The 19,929-nt window shown below is 52.6% G+C and carries 18 protein-coding genes; 16 read left to right on the forward strand and 2 right to left on the reverse strand.

Going from position 1 to position 19,929, the window contains the following annotated elements; genetic code table 11:
• The gene (locus HMPREF1292_RS08135; RefSeq protein WP_156912284.1) at positions 1 to 1,095 is read right to left on the reverse strand and encodes a hypothetical protein; all 1,095 of its coding nucleotides are present in this window, start codon (positions 1,093 to 1,095) and stop codon (positions 1 to 3) included.
• 161 nt (positions 1,096 to 1,256) lie between these two features.
• Between HMPREF1292_RS08135 and HMPREF1292_RS08140 the strand changes: the two genes are divergently transcribed.
• The 6 genes from HMPREF1292_RS08140 (at position 1,257) to HMPREF1292_RS08165 (ending at position 7,896) form a co-directional block, all read left to right on the forward strand.
• Entirely contained in the window at positions 1,257 to 2,084 is an 828-nt protein-coding gene (locus HMPREF1292_RS08140) for an undecaprenyl-diphosphate phosphatase (protein WP_034646086.1), read from the forward strand.
• 21 nt (positions 2,085 to 2,105) lie between these two features.
• Positions 2,106 to 3,359, forward strand: coding sequence for a cysteine--1-D-myo-inosityl 2-amino-2-deoxy-alpha-D-glucopyranoside ligase (gene mshC, locus HMPREF1292_RS08145; RefSeq protein WP_023019481.1), 1,254 nt, complete (start codon positions 2,106 to 2,108; stop codon positions 3,357 to 3,359).
• Between the two features lie 18 nt (positions 3,360 to 3,377).
• On the forward strand, positions 3,378 to 3,650 hold the full coding sequence (locus HMPREF1292_RS08150) for a phosphoribosyl-ATP diphosphatase (RefSeq protein WP_023019482.1): 273 nt from the start codon (positions 3,378 to 3,380) through the stop codon (positions 3,648 to 3,650).
• A gap of 24 nt (positions 3,651 to 3,674) precedes the next feature.
• Complete coding sequence (hisG, locus tag HMPREF1292_RS08155) at positions 3,675 to 4,520, forward strand: ATP phosphoribosyltransferase (protein ID WP_023019483.1); 846 nt, start codon at positions 3,675 to 3,677, stop codon at positions 4,518 to 4,520.
• A 75-nt stretch (positions 4,521 to 4,595) separates the two neighbouring features.
• The gene (gene aspA, locus HMPREF1292_RS08160) at positions 4,596 to 6,116 is read left to right on the forward strand and encodes an aspartate ammonia-lyase (protein WP_021353911.1); all 1,521 of its coding nucleotides are present in this window, start codon (positions 4,596 to 4,598) and stop codon (positions 6,114 to 6,116) included.
• A gap of 115 nt (positions 6,117 to 6,231) precedes the next feature.
• Positions 6,232 to 7,896: a formate--tetrahydrofolate ligase gene (locus HMPREF1292_RS08165; protein ID WP_021353910.1), complete on the forward strand. Its 1,665-nt coding sequence runs from the start codon at positions 6,232 to 6,234 to the stop codon at positions 7,894 to 7,896.
• An 89-nt stretch (positions 7,897 to 7,985) separates the two neighbouring features.
• On the opposite strand, the gene HMPREF1292_RS08170 is transcribed toward HMPREF1292_RS08165, so the two are convergent.
• Positions 7,986 to 8,840, reverse strand: a complete 855-nt coding sequence (locus HMPREF1292_RS08170; RefSeq protein ID WP_023019484.1) for a RecB family exonuclease — start codon at positions 8,838 to 8,840, stop codon at positions 7,986 to 7,988.
• 91 nt (positions 8,841 to 8,931) lie between these two features.
• Here HMPREF1292_RS08170 and HMPREF1292_RS08175 point away from each other — a divergent pair, with 91 nt between their 5' ends.
• From HMPREF1292_RS08175 to tatC, 10 genes are all read left to right on the forward strand, one after another.
• Positions 8,932 to 10,218, forward strand: coding sequence for a M18 family aminopeptidase (locus HMPREF1292_RS08175; RefSeq protein ID WP_023019485.1), 1,287 nt, complete (start codon positions 8,932 to 8,934; stop codon positions 10,216 to 10,218).
• Between the two features lie 103 nt (positions 10,219 to 10,321).
• A complete protein-coding gene (locus HMPREF1292_RS08180; RefSeq protein WP_021353907.1) occupies positions 10,322 to 11,158 on the forward strand; it encodes a tRNA (adenine-N1)-methyltransferase in 837 nt (278 codons plus the stop codon).
• Between the two features lie 224 nt (positions 11,159 to 11,382).
• Positions 11,383 to 12,909, forward strand: coding sequence for a proteasome ATPase (gene arc / locus HMPREF1292_RS08185; RefSeq protein WP_023019486.1), 1,527 nt, complete (start codon positions 11,383 to 11,385; stop codon positions 12,907 to 12,909).
• 125 nt (positions 12,910 to 13,034) lie between these two features.
• Complete coding sequence (dop, locus tag HMPREF1292_RS08190) at positions 13,035 to 14,552, forward strand: depupylase/deamidase Dop (RefSeq protein WP_084521357.1); 1,518 nt, start codon at positions 13,035 to 13,037, stop codon at positions 14,550 to 14,552.
• A gap of 126 nt (positions 14,553 to 14,678) precedes the next feature.
• A complete protein-coding gene (locus HMPREF1292_RS08195) occupies positions 14,679 to 14,888 on the forward strand; it encodes a ubiquitin-like protein Pup (protein WP_021353904.1) in 210 nt (69 codons plus the stop codon).
• Entirely contained in the window at positions 14,885 to 16,321 is a 1,437-nt protein-coding gene (pafA, locus tag HMPREF1292_RS08200) for a Pup--protein ligase (RefSeq protein ID WP_023019488.1), read from the forward strand. Before HMPREF1292_RS08195 ends, pafA begins: the two co-directional genes overlap by 4 nt.
• A gap of 5 nt (positions 16,322 to 16,326) precedes the next feature.
• Positions 16,327 to 17,334 (forward strand): YafY family protein, encoded by a 1,008-nt coding sequence (locus HMPREF1292_RS08205; RefSeq protein WP_023019489.1) that lies wholly within the window; start codon positions 16,327 to 16,329, stop codon positions 17,332 to 17,334.
• Positions 17,331 to 18,332: a YafY family protein gene (locus tag HMPREF1292_RS08210; RefSeq protein ID WP_023019490.1), complete on the forward strand. Its 1,002-nt coding sequence runs from the start codon at positions 17,331 to 17,333 to the stop codon at positions 18,330 to 18,332. Before HMPREF1292_RS08205 ends, HMPREF1292_RS08210 begins: the two co-directional genes overlap by 4 nt.
• 63 nt (positions 18,333 to 18,395) lie before the next feature.
• Positions 18,396 to 18,719, forward strand: coding sequence for a Sec-independent protein translocase subunit TatA (gene tatA / locus HMPREF1292_RS08215; protein WP_023019491.1), 324 nt, complete (start codon positions 18,396 to 18,398; stop codon positions 18,717 to 18,719).
• A 263-nt stretch (positions 18,720 to 18,982) separates the two neighbouring features.
• Positions 18,983 to 19,921 carry a twin-arginine translocase subunit TatC gene (gene tatC, locus HMPREF1292_RS08220; protein ID WP_034645223.1) on the forward strand — a complete coding sequence of 313 codons (939 nt, stop codon included), beginning with the start codon at positions 18,983 to 18,985 and terminating at the stop codon, positions 19,919 to 19,921.
• The last annotated feature ends 8 nt before the right edge of the window (positions 19,922 to 19,929 follow it).

The raw sequence follows: 19,929 nt of genomic DNA on the forward strand, positions 1-19,929 counted from the left end.
TTATCCGTTCTCCTCGGGTTGTTCGGAAAGTTCTGAATTAGATAACTCCGGGTCAGTTATTACCTGAATACCGTGACCTGTTGCGGAGGCGAGCACGACCGTTCCATCATCAGCTACCACCAGCGACTGAGCATCGGGAATGGTCTTAAGCTGCCCTGTTTGCTGTGGGACACCACTAGAAATGCGGAAAGCTGTCAACAGATTTTCTTTTGTCGATGCCGTCCAAGCGACATCCCGTTTACTATCCCAGGCAACAGCCCACGGACCTGCAGGTGCTGGAACCGTCTGATGCAAACGGATGACGTCCAACGCAGTATAGACAGCTAGCTGTTCACCACGTGCGTCGGTGGCTAAAACAAGCCCCTCATCACCCACAGCAATTTCGCCGACTCCCAGTCCTACGCGCAAGGTTCCACCGCCGCGTTCATTGCGCCAGTCCAAGTTTTGAATGGTCGTGTCCTCACGCCAGGTGCGCACTAGCTGCTCGCCGTGCGATTTCGATTCCACATGTACTAACTGATCAGTCGGAGCAGCCGCAGTAAACCTGCTGATGACCTCTCCAGTTGGGGCCACCATTGCCACTTCTGCTGACTTTTCAGATGCGACCACTAGATCACCATTATTCATGCGGGTTGCAGCAGTAATTGGAAAATCAACCTTCGGGGTAATCCTCTCTGCTTTCGCCGCGCCAGCTGGAATAACTTGCAGAGAGTCACCACAGGCGAGGATAAAATGCTGCTCAGTAGCGGTCAGTTCACCGCATTCTGCAGCGATATCGATGACGCTGCCAGCGTCGGCAAGCTCATCAACAGTGCCCAGCCACAGAGAATCAGGCATGCGCAGGGCCAAATTTTTGCCCGTAACAGCCATGTCAGAAACCTCGCTGAACTCTGGCCGTGCAATCAGCTCGCCAACAAGCCCTGAAGCGTCTACCTGAGTCGAACTTGGGACCGGGGTAGCGTTTCCCATTTCTGGAACGTCTGCACCCGGTATCGCCGGATTGTCCGCGCAAGCAGCCAAAGCGGCACCGGTTACCAAAACAAGGGCAGGAATTGCGTATGGACGAAAATGCGTCGACCGAAATCGAATATTCACAACTACATAGCTTATCAGTGCAGGCTAGCGCCGCCGAACGCTACAACAAGCACGTAATGCTTGCCTATGGGTATATTCTAGTAGCCGTGATTACGACCGATTTAACCTCCGGTACCACAAGCTACGCCGCGGAAGTCACAGCGAGTGCAGATGCGTTGGACATGACGTGGATACAAGTGATCGTATTATCCATCGTTCAAGGTTTAACTGAGTTTCTTCCGGTTTCTTCGTCGGGGCACCTCCGGATTTTTTCTGAGTTCTTCTGGGATGCAGATGCCGGAGCGTCGTTTACCGCGGTAATTCAGCTCGGCACAGAGATTGCCGTGGTGATATTTTTCTGGCGCGAAATTGTGCAGATTGTGCGCGGTTGGTTACGCGGGCTCATGGACAAAAACTCGCGCGGTGCCGACTGGAAAATGGGCTGGATGATCATCGTGGGCTCTATCCCGATCGGCGTAGTTGGGTTTTTAGCAAAAGATTTCATCCGAGACTCCCTACGCAACCTGTGGATTACTGCAGCCGTGCTGATTTTGTTTTCCTTTGTTTTCATCGCCGCAGAGCGCTGGGGGAAAAAGACTCGTGAGGGCGGTGAGCTGAATTTCCGTGATGCCATCATCATGGGACTGGCACAATGCTTGGCGCTTATTCCCGGGGTGTCGCGTTCCGGTGGCACGATTTCGGCCGGCTTATTCTTAAACCTTGAGCGAGAAGTGGCAACCCGTTTCAGCTTTCTACTGGCAATTCCGGCGGTGATGGCATCCGGGTTGTTTTCGCTTCCCGACGCCTTCGGTCCAGCTTCTGGGCAGGCTGCAAGTGCTGCGCAGCTAGCCGTAGGTACGTTAGTAGCGGGCTTGGTCGGTTATGCAGCGATTGCTTGGTTGCTGAAGTTCGTTGCTAATCATTCCTTTGCCTGGTTTGCGGCCTACCGAATCCCCCTCGGACTGCTGGTCATGCTGCTATTGGGGCTTGGAGTTCTACAACCAGTCTAAATGTCGTTACAGTAAGACATTATGAAATCTTGGCCTTCTCCAGTTGTCCCCACCATTCCAGCGCGCCACGGTAACCCAGTGCCTTTGCGGCTTTATGACACCGCTGATCAACGTATCCGCGAAGTCAGCTTTCAGAACCCAGAGGGCCCCGCGGGCATGTACGTCTGCGGGATCACTCCATATGATTCGACGCACCTGGGACACGCGGCCACCTATTTGACGTTTGACCTCGTGTATCGCGCACTATTGGACAATGGGCGCTCGGTACATTTTGTACAAAACGTCACGGATGTCGATGATCCTCTATTTGAGCGTGCCGAACGCGACAACCAGGACTGGCGCGAACTGGGTACAGAGCAAACCGATTTATTCCGCTCTGATATGGAGCAACTAGGAGTTATCCCACCGCAGCATTTCATGTCGGTATCAGAAACCGTCGATGAAATCATAGATATTGTGGGGAGTTTATTAGACCAGGGCAAAGCTTATATCCTAGATGGTGAATATCCCGACATCTACGCCCCCATTACCGCAACCAAACAGTTTGGCTATGAATCAAACTTCACACGCGAAGAAATGCTAGAAGTCTTCGCAGAACGTGGCGGTGATCCTGAACGCCCAGGAAAACACGATGAGCTGGACGCTCTGATTTGGAAAGCAGAGCGGAAAGGCGAGCCGGCATGGGAGGCACCGTTTGGCCGTGGGCGACCGGGGTGGCATATCGAATGTGCAGCTATCGCTGCTAATCGTCTAGGCGCACGCTTTGATATCCAGGGTGGCGGATCGGATTTAGTTTTCCCGCACCATGAATTTTCTGCAGCCCACATCGAAGCAGCTTATGAGGTTGATCGCATGGCTGGGCATTATGTTCATGCGGGAATGATCGGTCTAGATGGCACCAAGATGTCGAAATCCCTAGGTAACCTAGTCTTCATCCACAAACTGACCGCCAATGGACACGAACCGTCGGCAATCCGCTTAGGCGTTTATTCCCAACATTACCGAAGCGACCGTGATTGGTCCGAGGAGCTTTTGGTTGAAAGTGAACAACGGCTTGCCCTTTGGCGAGCGGCTCTGCAACAGCCTGGCAGCCTGGGGAAGGCGGAAGAATTGGTGCGCAGCATCCGTGAATGCATCGCCGATGACTTAGATTCACCAGGAGCTTTGCAGGCTGTTGATACCTGGGCGAAACACCCACGCGGCGAGGATGATCCGGAGGCCGCTGCACTCGTCGTATGCGCACTAGATTCACTGTTTGGAATTTCTCTCCAGTGACCAGGGTTATGCCCTAGAATGGCGGTCGTGAAGAATTTTAACGAGTTGCATGCAGAATTAACCCAGAAAGTACAGCAGCGCCCCGAAAACTCGGGAACTGTGCAAGCCTTAGATTCGGGTGTACATCACATCGGCAAAAAAATCATTGAAGAGGCCGGGGAAGTTTGGATCGCTGCGGAATACCAATCGGATGAGGAACTCTCTGAAGAAATTTCGCAGTTGTTGTATTGGACCCAGGTCATGATGGTGGCCCGTGGCCTTAATCCAAATGACATTTACCGTTATCTCTAGACAACCGCTAAGCCAGGTATTTTTATGATTAAAATTGCCATCCCTAACAAGGGCTCACTCTCTGAAACCGCGCAGTCCATTCTCAAAGAAGCAGGGTATAAAACTCGCGGTTATAGCAAAGCACTGGCGGTTGCTGATACTGAGCATGACATTGAGTTTTTCTTTCTCCGGCCGAAAGACATCCCCATTTATGTGGCAAATGGCCAACTCGATCTCGGTATCACTGGCCGTGATCTGGCAGTAGATTCTCGAGCAGCCGTAGACGAAGTATTGCCACTGGGGTTCGGCGACTCACGCTTCTTTTTCGCAGCTCCGGCTGACGAGCATTGGGAGGTGGAGCAACTAGCGGGTAAACGAATTGCGACTTCGTACCCAAACTTGGTTCGCGACTATCTCGCGAAACGTGACATTTCCGCAGAAGTTATCCGCCTCGACGGAGCAGTAGAAATCTCCATTAAGCTCGGCGTAGCTGATGCTATCGCCGATGTTGTATCGACTGGCAATACCTTGCGCCAACAGGGGCTGCAAGCTTTCGGTGAGCCGATCATTGAATCTGAAGCAGTAGTGATTTCCCGTCGCGGGACCGGGGTCAGTGATGAGCAGCAAATCTTGCTCTCTCGCATTCAGGGAATTTTACACGCACAAAACTACGTGATGATCGACTACAACATTTGCCGGGAAAACCTAGATGCAGCCGCCAAGTTCACTCCGGGTCTAACCGGACCAACGGTGTCGCCATTGGCCCGCGATAATTGGGTAGCAGTACGTGCACTCGTCCCTAGAAAAGAAGCCAACAATCTCATGGATAAACTCTCCGCTGTTGGCGCAGAGGCCATTTTGGCTTCTGATCTTCGCATAGCCCGTATGTAGTAATCCAGGTATTCTGGAAAATGGAAACGATTAACGACCTCACGGTGCCGTTAGGCGCGAAGGAGTGACTTGTAGATGGCTAAAAAGACCGACGAGAATTCTGCGGATCAGACGCAAAATATCGACGCGAAAAAGAACGAGGATTCGAAGAAGACTACAGCTAGCAAGTCAACCAAGAAGACTCGCACTGAACGCGACCTGCTCGGCGAGATGGAAGTTCCAAATGACGTCTACTACGGTGTCCACACCATGCGCGCCATCGACAATTTCCAAATTTCCTGGGTGACCATCAACAACGTGCCTGAGTTTATTCGTGGCATGGTGATGGTGAAAAAAGCAGCAGCCATGGCCAATCGCCGTTTGCACACGCTGCCCAAGAAGAAAGCTGAAGCTATTATCTGGGCCTGCGACCAGATTTTGGAAAAAGGTCGCTGCATGGATCAGTTCCCACTGGACGTATTCCAGGGTGGAGCGGGTACTTCGCTGAACATGAACACCAATGAGGTCGTGACAAACCTGGCATTGGAATACCTGGGCGAGGAAAAAGGCGCCTACCACGTCCTCAACCCCAATGATGACGTGAACATGTCTCAATCGACCAACGACGCATACCCAACCGGCTTCCGTCTTGGGCTGTATGCCGTCCTGGACCGCTTGATCGAACAAATCGGCAAGTTGGAACAGTCCTTCACCAAGAAAGCACACGAATTCGCCGACATTCTGAAGATGGGGCGTACACAGCTGCAGGATGCTGTGCCGATGACTCTTGGCGACGAATTCCGTGCATTCGGGGCTAACCTGGCCGAAGAGCTTTCGGTGCTGCGCGAAGCGCAGGAACGCCTGTTGGAAATCAACCTTGGCGCAACAGCGATCGGTACGGGAGTCAACACTCCTGCTGGCTACCGGCACCAGGTTACCGCAGCGCTATCGGAAGTCTCGGGCCTAGAGTTAAAGACCGCGCGTGACCTCATCGAAGCTACCTCTGATACCGGCGCCTACGTACTGGCACACTCGGCGGTTAAACGCGCGGCCTCCAAGCTGGGCAAGATCAGCAATGACTTACGTTTGTTGTCTTCCGGTCCTCGTACCGGGCTAAACGAGATCAATTTGCCGGAACGACAAGCTGGTTCGTCGATCATGCCGGCCAAGGTCAATCCGGTTATTCCCGAAGTTGTCAACCAGACAGTATTCAAGGTTTTCGGCAACGACTTGACCGTGTCCATGGCCTCAGAAGCCGGACAGCTGCAGCTTAACGTCATGGAACCTGCGATGGGTGAGGCCTTGTTCCAGTCCGTTCGTATTTTGGGCAATGCTGTGGATGCTTTGCGTGAGAAGTGCGTCGACGGGATCACGGCAAACGCGGATGTCTGCCGGGAGTACGTAGAAAATTCCATCGGTATCGTCACCTATTTGAATCCACTCATCGGCCACCACCAAGGTGATCTCATCGGTAAGGAAGCGGCTAAAACCGGTAAATCTGTCCGCGAACTAGTGCTAGAAAAAGGCTTGCTGGATGAAGAAACCGTCGATCGTATTCTGTCCAAAGAAAACCTCATGCACCCAGAATTCCGCGGTAAACTTTACCTGGACGACTAATTAAGGTGTGCGCCCGTTAAGCTAGCTGTTCATCCTAGGGATGAACTATCGCACCAGACTATTAGTGCGAATATTATGCCCATCACTTAAGCCTAGAAGGGCTAGAGTGGTGGGCATGAGTTCTTTTCCTACTGATGTAGAAATCGCAAACAATCACCAGCTAGAGCCAATCGCAGAGATTGCACGCAAAGCTCAAATTCCCGCTGAGGCTCTGATTCCTTACGGTGAGAAGAAAGCCAAGATCGATACCAGTAAGCTCGACTGGAGCCGAAAAGACGGCAAGCTAGTGCTGGTCACTGGAGTATCGCCGACACCAGCTGGTGAAGGAAAATCCACCACGCTGATCGGATTGACTGATGCATTGGCACACGCCGGCAAGAACGCAATGGTGGCAATTCGGGAACCGTCGCTGGGCCCAGTCATGGGGATTAAAGGTGGGGCTGCTGGGGGAGGCTATTCACAAATCGTCCCCATGGATGAAATCAACTTACATTTCAATGGTGATTTCCACGCCATCACTTCAGCGAACAATACGCTCGCTGCGCTTATTGACAATCATATTCACCAGGGTAATGACTTGGCTATCGACCCACGTCGCGTGACTTGGCAACGTTGCGAAGACGTGAATGACCGTTCATTGCGCTCAGTAGTCACGGGCTTGGGAGGTCCAGGAAACGGGTCCCCGCGGGAGTCTGGTTTCACCATTACCGCAGCATCAGAAATCATGGCGATCGTTGGCTTGTCTACGGATCTCGCAGATTTGCGCAGGCGACTCGGTGACATCACCGTCGGGTACACCTACGACAAACAGCCGGTGACAGCACGCGAGTTGGGTGCTGATGGCGCTTTGACAGTGTTGCTGAAAGACGCTTTGCAACCAAACTTAGTGCAAACCTTAGGCGGTGTTCCGGCCCTTGTGCACACGGGCCCGTTCGGCAACATTGCTCACGGTTGCAACAGTGTACTGGCGACTAAAGTAGCGCTGAACCAAGCCGACATCGTGCTAACAGAAGCCGGCTTTGGTTCTGATCTGGGGGCGGAAAAATTCTTCGACATTAAGGCCCGCCACGCAGGCCTGAATGTTGATGCCGCTGTCGTCGTGGCAACCATTCGCTCCTTAAAGTTTAATGGCGGAGTAGCTAAAACAGACCTGGAAGAATCCAATGTTGACGCATTATCGGCTGGGGTCGCAAACCTGGAACAGCACGTCAACAACATTCGCCAGTTTGGCGTCACACCAGTTGTAGCACTCAATATTTTTGGTTCAGATTCACCTGCAGAAATCGATTTCATGCACGATTGGGCACAAAAATTCGGTGTAGAGCTGGCAGAATCCACTGTATTCGCAAATGGCGGCGCAGGTGCAAAAGACTTGGCCGACAAGGTCCTAGCGCATCTTGACGGGCAATCCACGACACTATATGACCCGTCCAAGGGAGTCGAAGATTCCATAGCAACGATCGCTTCCAAGGTCTATGGCGCAAGTAATGTGGAATATTCTGTTAGCGCACGGAAGGATCTGGATTATCTCCGCGAGTGCGGCTGGGATCAGCTCCCAGTATGTATCTCAAAGACACAATATTCGTTTAGTGATGATCCTTCCCGGCTCGGTGCACCGAAAGGCCACACCCTGCATGTGCGAAAGCTACTTCCGCGTACTGGCGCAGGATTCATCCTTGCCCTCACAGGTGACGTCATGACTATGCCAGGATTGCCAAAACGTCCTGCTGCAGAAGCAATCGACATCACTGACGACGGTGTTATCAGCGGGTTGTCTTAATCGCTGACGGGCCGAGACAGCATCGTCGATCCCGGCCCGTACGGTGTTTGTAAACTTAGCTCTGCTAGCAGCCCCTTGCGCTGAGAACACTATGCAGGATCTGCTGCCGAACCAGGCCACCCGGGGTACGGGGGAGGAGTTCCCCCAAACTCCGGGCATAATTTTTGGTGTGGGCACCATCCACATAATTTCGAGGTTTTTGTGGGGAAGTGCCCGGTTTGCCCGTCACGTTCGATCTTTGCCCATAGTTCGCCGAGATCTCGTTCAAAAAATTCCAGTTCTTCTTTGGACGGAGCCAGCACCATATCGTCAATCACTTTTATATACATCAACCTCAGCTGATGCGGAATGATTTCTTGTAAGCGCCAGTACACCAATGCGTAAAATAGCATTTGGAATCTTGCGTTATGGGAAAAACGCGGGATAGGTTTTTTGCCTGTTTTATAGTCGACAACCCGCACCTCTCCGGTGGGGGCTTTATCCACGCGGTCGATAAAGCCCCGCACAGGAACGCCGTTGGGCAGTACCGTATCAACGTACATTTCCACTGATTCGGCATCGAAACCCTGTGGATTTTCCATCTGGAAATAGCCCTTGACAAGGCTACGACACTGCACCAAGAAATCGTAGGTGTCGCTATCTGGGACTAACTCTATAAGTTCCTCGTCGTCGGAACGCATTTTTTCCCAGTTTGGTTTCAGCATTTTCACCGCGGCAGGGTATGTGCGTTCACGTGCTGGAAGTTTGTGCATTTCTTCGAGAACTGCGTGCACCAGTGTCCCGCGGATTTGCGCGAGAGTTTTCGGTTCCGGCAAACGATCTATGGCCCGAAACCGGTAGAGCAATGGACATTGTTGATAATCACCGGCACGCGAAGGGGAGAGGGCTAGCGGTTTCGGGCGCCGGGGAGCGTCGGTGTTTGAGGTATTGCGCGAAGTGCTCATAATGCTATCCAGCTTAAACGCCTCTACAGGGTTAGCACTAAGCTAGGTAGAACCGAGTTATCGATGAATTTGAGTGGGAAAGTGAGTTGTGATGAACGAAATTAACCAGTTCATGGATTTTTTGGACGCCGCTCCGAGTTCTTTCCATGCCGCACATGCCGTTGCTGATCGTTTGTTTGCCAGTGGTTTCCAAAAACAGGTAGAAGATCAACCGTGGGATGCCAGCCCCGGCGGGCATGTGATTGTCCGTGATGGTGCTGTATTGGCGTGGTTTGTGCCAGATGATGCTGGCCCACATTCTGGTTTCCGGATTATCGGCTCACACACTGATTCACCTGGCTTCAGCCTCAAGCCGCAGCCAGACAGCACGCAGCATGGCTGGCAGCAGTTGGGGGTGGAAATTTACGGTGGCCCGATCATTCCCTCATGGTTTGATCGTGAGCTTACTTTAGCCGGTCAGGTGATCTTTTCCGATGGTTCAGAGCGTTTACTCAATACCGGTCCGATTCTCCGGATTCCACACTTAGCTATTCATCTGGACAGTTCGAAGGAATTTTCCGTTGATAAGCAACAACATCTGCACCCAGTCATGGGACTTGCCGACGCCACCACCGACGCTGTGAGCGCGCAAGCGCAGCAGGTAGGAATCGCATCGATAATTGCGGGGCAGCTTGGAGTTGCGGAATCTGACATTGCTTCCTGGAGCCTTATTACTGCACCGGCACAACCAGCCAGTTTGTTTGGCGTGAATGCGGACCTCTTGGCTTCTTCGCGCATGGATAATCTATCCAGCGTATTCGCCAGCATGGTCGCACTCGAACGTGCTGTGGCATCGGGCGATTTGAGTTCTGATATTGCAGTTTTAGCTGCGTTTGACCACGAAGAGGTCGGATCTGCTTCCACGACGGGGGCACAAGGGCCGATTTTGGCCGAGACACTTGAGCGCACAGCAACTGCACTTGGAGCTGACCGCGAAAGCTACTTGCAAATGCTACGACGCTCATCATGTGTGTCTGCGGATGCAGCTCACTCGATCCACCCGAATTATGCCGAAAAACACGATCCACATAATCCACCAATCATTGGTGGTGGTCCTGTCACCAAGATCAATTCGAAACAGCGCTATGCCTCGAATGCGCGGACTATCGCTATGTGGGAAAACGCCTGTCGCGCAGCGATGGTTCCGATCCAGAATTACGTGAGTAAGAACTCGGTACCCTGTGGGTCTACGATCGGCCCGGCAACAGCTACAGCGCTAGGTATCGATACTGTTGACGTCGGAGTACCAATGCTATCGATGCATTCTGCCCGAGAAATGATTGGTGTCCACGACCAATTATGGCTCTCCCAAGCACTAGAGTCCTACCTGATCAATTAAGACTGCTAAGACCACGGGTTCATCTGTGACGAGACAGGTCGTGCATCCGCCCAGTCTAGTGTTGGTCAGACACCAGCGATTTTACGATAAGAAAGGCTATTTAATGGCATATTCTGGCCCGTTTCAGTACGGAGACCGCGTTCAGCTTACCGATGCAAAGCGTCGGCATTTCACTCTGTATCTCAAAGAGGGCAACAAGTTTCACTCTCACCATGGGATCGTCGAACACGATGACATCGTTGGTATGGAGGAAGGCTCCGTCGTTAATTCAAGTTTGGGCAGCCCCTTTCTTATGTTTCGTCACTTGATGGTCGATCACGTGCTTTCTATGCCGCGTGGTGCACAAGTGATTTATCCGAAGGATGCGGCCCAAATCTTGATCGAGGGCGATATTTTCCGTGGCGCCAAGGTTTTAGAGGCCGGAGCGGGATCAGGTGCTTTGTCAATGGCTTTGCTTCGGGCGGTAGGACCCGAAGGTCATGTCTATTCCTACGAACTTCGCGACGATCATATTGGCTATGCCATTGATAACGTCAAAGAATATTTTGGTGAGCAGCCGGAGTGGTGGAGCCCGCGGCTCGGCGATTTCCGGGAGCTTACACCGGAAGCAACCGACGGCCCAGTTGATCGAGTAATTCTGGACATGCTGGAGCCTTGGGAAATGCTCCAGACTGTGAAAAATATGCTGGTTCCCGGTGGAGTGTTTATTACCTATGTCGCCACGGTGCCCCAGCTGATGAAGGTGATGGAGGGCATCCGTGAGCAGAAGTGTTTTACGGAGCCACGTGCCTGGGAATCATTGGTGCGTGATTGGAAGGTAGAAGGGCTCGCAACGCGTCCGGAGCACCGAATGAATGCACACACGGCATTTTTGATCATGACGCGCCGACTTGCCGACGGCGTCGTCCCGCCACGCCCGAAGCGTAAAGCCCGTCGTTAAGGCTGCGCTTTATCCAGCGCTTTTACACTCGTGCTACACCGGTATAGTGTTCGGGTTTACTAGCCTGACCTAACGTAGCTACCACCAGCCTTGTTTGTTAGCCTTAACTCAAACAATAACCGCGGGACCACACACTAGAGTGACCGCCGTTTTACCATCTCGACAGCACAAACGCTGCTGATAAAAACACCCTGAACACGCAGAAGGGAGGTTCGGAGTTTTTTATGACTAAGACTACGCCGGACCCACAGCTACAGCTCCGACGCGACGTACGCGACTTACGTAAGCGCAACGAGCAATTGGCCACTCTGCTAAAGACTTCACGAGACAAACTCGCCCAGTTAACCTCTGAGATCAATGCTCTGCAAGAGCCAGTCTCTACCTACGGCGTGTTTCTGCGTTACGCACCAGGTAACCCCCGCGAAGCTGACGTGTTCACTTCAACTCGGCGATTGCGTGTCAGTGTCTCGCCATTAATAAGCCATGAGATCCCAGTTGGTGCGCAAGTGCGAATGGGTGACGGCAGCGTCATTGTCGAAGATTGCGGCTTCGCTTCCGATGGCGTATTAATGCGGGTCACTGAATTTGTGGAAGAGTCTGCACACGGTGATGTTCGTGTGCTTGCTTCCGCACCCCAAGGTGATACCCACGTGCTGCATTTGGCAGCGCCGCTGGTGGGACATGTTCGCGCGGGTGATAGCGTGCTGGCCGACGTGAAATCCGGCTTCGCATTCGAGCGGATTTCCCAAGCGGAAGTTACCCAGCTTGCACTCGAAGAAATCCCGGACGTCACTTACGACGACATCGGTGGCTTAGATGCGCAAATTGAACAAGTTCGCGACGCTGTCGAAATGCCGTTCGACCACCCCGAGCTCTACCACGATTACCAATTACATCCACCAAAGGGGGTATTGCTCTATGGGCCACCAGGTTGTGGGAAAACCCTGATCGCCAAAGCCGTAGCTCATTCACTGGCATCTCGCGTGGGGAACGGTTCAGCTTCCTATTTTTTGAATGTAAAGGGCCCGGAGCTACTGAATAAATACGTGGGCGAAACAGAACGCGTGATCCGCCTGATTTTTGAGCGCGCCCGAGAGCTTGCTTCTGAGGGTGCGCCCGTCATTGTATTTTTTGATGAGATGGAATCCATTTTCCGCACACGAGGTACCGGAGTCTCCTCAGACATCGAAACCACTGCAGTGCCACAGCTACTTACCGAAATTGATGGCGTAGAAGGCCTGAATAACGTCATAGTGGTCGGCGCGACCAACCGGGAAGAACTCATTGACCCCGCGTTGCTGCGTCCTGGGCGACTGGACATCAAGATCCGAATCTCTCGTCCCACCAAGCACGAAGCGCCAGACATCATCAGTCGTTATCTCCACGAGGGGGTTCCACATACTGATCCACTCGAAGTACTTATTGACGGAGCGGTAGATGCGTTGTTTGCACCACGTCCATTCGTCGAGCTAACTCTTCGCGACGGCAGTACCGCTGTACTGCATTACGGTGATTTCGTCTCTGGCGCCCTGATTGCCAATGTGGTTGATCGGGCGAAAAAGCTCGCGATCAAAGACTATATAGCCGCTGGTTCTACCGGTGAGCACGGAATCTCATTGCGACACATCCAAGCTGCGGTGCGTACAGAGCAAGATGAGAGTGAAGACCTTCCAAACACTGCAAACCCAGAAGAATGGAACCGCATCGTCAAACTGTCTCAATCTGTAGTCTCAGCACGGAGCTTGGCGTAGTCGAAGCAATACCGAATCCGAATTTTTACCTAGCTGGGGCAGACTACAGTTTGGGATTACCAAACTGCATTAACGAGTTCATCGGAGTAGCGAAGATGAAGAGCACACAGAAATTTCGACGGTTCATGGGCACCGAAACAGAATTCGGCATTGCCACCCCAACTCAGCCGAAGCTGAGCCCAATTGTCACTTCAACCCATGCTGTCGTGAGTTATGCACTCCGGAACATCGGTACCCGGTCGCGGTGGGATTTCGCGGCAGAACACCCAACTCGAGATACTCGTGGCAGTGATCGGCGACGATACCGAACCGGGGCGATGGTGGATCCGGAAACTCTTGGTGTTGCCAATGCCGTTACCCATAATGGCGCACGGTTTTACGTGGATCACGCACACCCCGAATACTCTTCGCCTGAATGTGTAGATGCGTGGCAGGCAATGGTCTATGACCAGGCCGGAGACCGCATTGCGCTGCAAGCAATCAACGACGTCGCGACTTTTTCGCAAAGTGGTACCTCTGCTCTGGCTAATCACGGCGCGTGCCCACCTCTGAAAATCTACAAAAACAATGTGGATGGAAAGGGTGCCTCATATGGTTCGCACGAGAACTATCTGTACCCTCGCAGTACCGAGTTTGCTGATATTGCGGACGGGCTCATCCCGTTTTTTGTGACCCGAATCATCATGATCGGCGCCGGTCGAGTAGGTCTGGGGCAGCATGGCGAAACCCCAGGTTTCCAAATTTCACAGCGCGCGGATTATATCGAACAGGAAATTTCGCTCGAGACCACGCTCAACCGAGGATTGATCAATACTCGTGATGAGCCGCACACGAACCCTGAAACACACGGTCGATTGCACGTAATCACTGGCGATGCCAACATGTCTCAGACCTCAACACTGCTGAAATTAGGTACCACAGCACTGGTTTTAGACGCGATTGACGCTGGCGTTCGCTTCGACGATTTGCGCCCCAAAGATCCGGTTTCTGAAATTTCGGCCGTAAGCCACGACCTGAGCTTGACGCATAAAATTACTCTCGCCAATGGATCCTCGGCTACGGCTATTGAGATTCAAAAAGAATACCTTCGACGCGTCACTGAAGCTGTCGTAAGTCTCACAGAGAGAGAGCAGAAGGTACTTGCACTGTGGGAGGAAGTTTTGGACTTGCTTGCCGACGACCCCCTCTCAACGGCTCACCTTTTAGACTGGACGGCAAAATATGCGTTGATCAAGGGCTTTCTGGACCGCGGTGTTGCGGTTAGTGACCCCAAAATCGCGTTAATCGATTTGCAATATACCGATGTTGATCCCTCGAAGTCGCTGTATCACGCCTTGGTACGCAAGGGCCGTATGCGGACGTTGGTGACAGACGAAGAAATCAACACGGCCATTGCTATGCCGCCTGCGCAGTCGCGGGCTTGGACTCGTGGACGCATGATTGAACGCTTCGCTGATGAGCTAGTGGCCGCGAACTGGCAAGAGCTACATTTTGCAGATCCAAATAGCCCGGGAGGTGAGATCTTTGTGGACCTAACCGAAGTCGATGGGTTGAATAAAGCAGCTGCGGAAGACATCATCGCTAGTTCACCAAGTGCAGCAGAAGCGGCTCGTAAATTCCTTGACGCAAAGTCCAGGACATAAACAACTCCAGAGTATAAACGCAGTAAACTGAAGAAATAAAGGCTTCACTCACTCGACTTACTCGATATCGAGCTCAAAAACTAGCCTAAAAATAATCCACGAACGATACCAAGGTAAGTGTTAATCATGGCGACTAATTCACCGTACAATTCCAGTTCGCAAGTCTCCCAGACGAACGGTGGAGCCGACAATGGCACCGCTGACGACGAATTTGCAAATGGACAGGCACAGATTTCTACTGCAGGCACTGACGACTTACTCGATGAAATCGACGGGCTGCTGGAATCGAACGCAGAAGAATTCGTCCGTTCCTACGTGCAGAAGGGTGGACAGTGACTGAAGTTTATACGCGCCGTATTATGGGCGTAGAAACTGAATACGGCATTACCGCGACATCTGCAAACGGGACGCATACCCTTGGTGCTGCCGATGTTGCTCGCTACCTGTTCGCTCCTGTAGTCGAGGAGCACGGCAGCTCCAATATTTTCAGCGATAATGGTTCACGGGTATACCTCGATATGGGAGCTCACCCGGAAATTGCCACCGCAGAATGCGACAGCATTACCCAGCTGTTGAATTATGAGCGAGCAGGGGATCGAATCCTCGATGCATTAGCGCGCCGCGCGGAACTAGTACTGGAGCGTGAGGGCGTCGGCAAGCATATCTACTTGTTTAAAAATAACCTGGATTCGCATGGTAATTCCTATGGTTGCCACGAAAATTACTTGATTTCACGGTCGATGGTATTGCGTGCGATCGGTCGCGCACTCGAGCCCTTACTGGTAACGCGCCAGTTGGTCTGCGGGGCTGGCCTCATTGAGCGAGAAACTGACGATCACCCTGCGCGGTTTGTGCTTTCACAACGTGCAGATCAAGTCTGGGAAGGCGTGTCTTCTGCAACCACAAGGGCACGTCCAATGATCAATTCACGCGATGAAGCGCACGCAGATTCCCAGCAGTACCGGCGACTGCATGTAATCGGTGGAGATACTAATTTGTCTGAACCGACTTTCGCTGTGAAGGTGGGCTCTGCGTTGTTGGTATTGGAGATGATCGAGGCAGAGCGGGAGCTGCCTGATTTCGAGTTAGAAGACCCGATTGGACAGATCCGCGAGATCTCGCGGGACTTGAGCGGCAAAACACAGCTACGGCTTAAAAGCGGCGGCACCGTCACTGCGCTTGAAGTACAGAAGTCATTGTGCGAACACGCCGCCCGTTGGTTAGAGGTACGTGACAACTACCGTGCGAATGAACTGCATTCCGGGTCATCAACTTCCGAAATGCATCGCGTAGTGGATTTGTGGCGCCGGACATTGCTCGCTATCGAGACTCAAGATTTTTCCCAGGTCAATCAGGAAATCGATTGGGTAATCAAAAAAGAGCTTTTCGAAAACTATCGTGACCGGCTCGATGCAGAGTGGTCACATCCGAAGCTCGCGCAGATCGACCTCGCTATGCATGATATTCGTCCCGGTCGTGGTATCTTCCCGGTACTCGAAGCTAAAGGCAGGGTAAAGCGATGGACTACTGACGAAGCCATCGCTGCTGCGATGTCTACTCCGCCAGCTACCACTCGAGCACACCAGCGCGGGCAGTTTTTGGTACGGGCACGGCAAACCAATACTCAATTCGCTGTCGATTGGTCCCGAATGAAGATCACAGAACCGAAGCAACTGGAATATACTTTTGGAGACCCTTTCGCGACCGAGAGTCCTGAACTTGATGAGTTGCTTGCTCTGATGGACCGGGGCACCAACGATACGGAGTGAGCTTAATGGCGGCAGCCGCAACACCTGCACAGCGACCGAAAACCGGCCCACGCTATGATGCTGCTGTCGAACGGTTGACTAACCTCACGTTTGCACTGCAAGGAGCTGCCCAATCGGGTGGTAATCCCAGCCGTAGTGCGGAGTGGATTCATGCCAACGTAGCGGGTTATCACGAAAACAAGCACAGTTTTCGCATGCAATTACAGCGTGATGTAGCAACGCTTGCTCGAGCGGGCGTACACATTGATAGTTCCGCGGGGGAGAATGGGCCAAGTTACCGGCTCAACCCGGAGTCCTACCGGCTGCCGGAAGTGTCGTTCACACCAGAAGAAGCAACCGTCTTAGGAACCGCCAGTGAAGTCGGACGAAACAGCGGGTTAGGTGCGCTAAGTGCCGCTGGGTGGACGAAGCTTGCAGCATCTGGCGCTCGCCGCGAGATCACCCCGGGGGCCGGGTACCTCGCAATTAACGACATCACAAGCTTGGACCCAGAGGTTTTACGGGCGATCTTGACTGGAGTGGCACACAAGCTGCGCATTTCTTTTAACTACCAGCACCATTCCGGTGCAGAAATTCAACGACGCACCATGGACTTATGGGGAATTGTCCCGCATCGCAACCGGCTATACGTCGTGGGATGGGATGTAGACCGGCAAGCTGAGCGGTCTTTTCGTTCTACGCGGATAAGCGACATCCGGCGCTCACGTGAAGTCGCTACACACACTGAACCGAGTGGCTCACTGCGCGAAATCGTCGAAAAGACCCTGGCTGTTCGCGACGTAGCCGACGTTACGATCCGCAGCCGTCGACAAGCAGCACCGCCGCTAGAAGAAGCCGCAGACGAAATCCAGGAAGTAGATGCCTCTGACGAGATCCGGTTGTTTATCAAAGGAGCCGACCGTGAATGGTTGATACGCACATGTGCTGCTTATGCTGCAGAAGCTGTCGTAGAACAACCAAAAGACATTCGTGAGCAGGTCAGCCGTTTGCTGCAGAAAGCAGGTGCCCGATGAATACAGATTCGCCAGAAAAACTTGTGGCACTGGTCCAATCGCTCAACTTGGTGCCATACTTCAAAGCACATCCCGAACGGAGTATCTTCGAAGCGGCGAAAGATCTCGGGCTCAGCCCAGACGAACTGGTACGAGCCTTAGAAAGGCTGCACTGCAGTGGAATTAGCACGCAAACACAGGATCTCATAGACCTAAGCTACGAACTGACCAAAGGCGTGGTGATTCACGATGACCAAGGGATGGATTCATCTTTGCGTCTCACACCGACCGAAGCGGGGGCCCTTCTGCTAACCGTTGAAGTGCTCGAAACAATGCCCGGGTTGGTGGATCGGTCAGCTGTCGCTTCAGCAGCAGAAAAATTGCGATCAATTATGGATGACCGTTCCCGTGCAATCTACGACGGTATTGCAGAACATTCTTCTGCAACAGAAGATGTACAATACCGCATTGCGCAAGCGCTACACACGAAAAGACGAGTGCAGTTTGATTATTGGTCAGCCTCGTCAAATAGTACGAGTACCAGAACAGTAGACCCAGCTCGGATTTTTATCCGAGGCGATATTGTGTACCTGACGGCATTTGTAGAACAGTACGGTGAACATCGAAATTTTCGCGTGGACCGAATGAGAAACGTGGAAATTTTGCCAGAAACAGCCCGTCCACGCACGCGAAAGCTGCAGTTCTCTAGCGAAGACCCCTTCGGGTTTCGGGACAGCACTACAGCCACGCTTGCAGTTTCTCCAGACGCGCTGTGGATGCTCGATGAATACGATATGAAAAGACAAGACGAAACGCCCCCGTGCCCCGCTGCCGATGATCAGAAAGCTTGGGTGAAAGCCACCATGCCTATTGGCAGCACCTCGTGGTTTACGCGTTTCGCACTCAGCCACGCCGACCGAGTTCGAGTGCTAGGCCCGCAAGCTCTTGTCGACGCAGTCCACGAACGCGCCCAGGTTGGAATACAGCGTTATAGTATGGTTGATACGAATAAATCTTAAATACTCGCCTGACTATCGCACGACGTTAAAGCGATAGTCGAGACATCGAGAAAGGCGCGATTCATGACTATCAGCCCCACACAAATTTTGTTGATCCTGGTCATTATCCTGCTACTTTTTGGCGCAAAAAAATTGCCTGACCTGGCGCGCTCGGTTGGCCGCTCTACACGCATTCTGAAATCAGAAATGCGCGAGATGAGTAATGACGACGCTCAGTACCAGAACACGCATAACGCCCAACAACACCAGCAGCAGGCCATTAACCAGCAGAATTTCCAGCAACAACAGCCGCAGCAAAACTACCAGAATCAGTCCCAGCAGCAACCGAATACAAACGCCGAAGACTTCTGGAACAAGCCTGAAAACCAACCACGGCCGCAGAACTAGAACGGCACTAACTTTATCAGCGCCAACACAGCGCTGTTCAAATCATTCGACTCACATACGGGTCTCTTACTGGTGAGGTCATGACGTCTCCGCAATCTCAGCCACAACCGGCTCGCCCAAACACACAGCCGCCGGCAGGCACTAGCCAGCCGGGGCGATCTCAGTGTGCCTCGCGCGCCAAACGCAGCGGATTGCTGCAAGGCAGAGCTAGCTTGCTATCCCGAGTACGCGCGAAACGTAAGAAAAAGTCTCCGACGGGGGACATGTCGCTCGTGGAGCATCTCAAAGAGCTACGCCGTAGAGTGATCATTTCCACACTCGCGGTAATCGTTGGAGCCATCATCGGCTTTATCTGGTACCAAAACGCGCCGGGGCCGATACCAGCACTCGGCGAGATTTTACGCGGCCCATATTGTGGTGTTGACCCGGAGCTACGCGCAGATTTTACTGCCACTGGCGAGTGTCGTCTTTTGGCAACAAGCGCGATGGAAATGTTCATGTTGCGTCTGAAAATTGGTGCGCTCGCAGGCACTGTTTTGGCTGCTCCGGTGTGGCTCTACCAGATTTGGAAATTCATTACTCCAGGGTTGCTGCGTAATGAACGGCGCTGGACTTTCAGCTTCGTGACCATCGCGGTTATTCTGTTTTTGGCTGGTACCGTGTTGGCTTATTTTTCTTTGTCCCTTGGCCTGAATTACCTTCTTACCATTGGATCAGACTTCCAGACAGCGGCACTGACCGGTCAAGAATATTTTAGTTTTGTAGTCGCAATCATGGTGATTTTTGGGGTTAGCTTCGAAATCCCGCTGGTCATCGTCATGCTGAACATTGTCGGCATTTTGCGCTATGAAGCAGTGCGGACGAAACGCCGCCATACCATCGTGCTGATCTTCATTTTTTCTGCGCTCATCACCCCTGCGCAGGATCCATATTCGCTGACGATTCTAGCGGTCGCGATTATTTTACTAGTTGAGATTTCCTTCCAGTTCTGCCGAATCAATGACAAACGGCGGGCAAAAAACGAGCCAGATTGGTCGCAGCTGGACGACGAAGAAGCTTCCCCGCTGGATTATCAGCCAGAACGCACCCCTGCAGCAGGTTCTGTTGCCACCCCGGAAGCAGTGGTTGACTCCAGCAGTCAATCACGGGGCAATCTGCAATACTCCCGGGGCCACGGTTCTAGTTTCGACGATATTTTGTAGCCTAGGTA

Source organism: Corynebacterium sp. KPL1995, assembly GCF_000477935.1.
GTDB lineage: Bacteria > Actinomycetota > Actinomycetes > Mycobacteriales > Mycobacteriaceae > Corynebacterium > Corynebacterium pseudodiphtheriticum.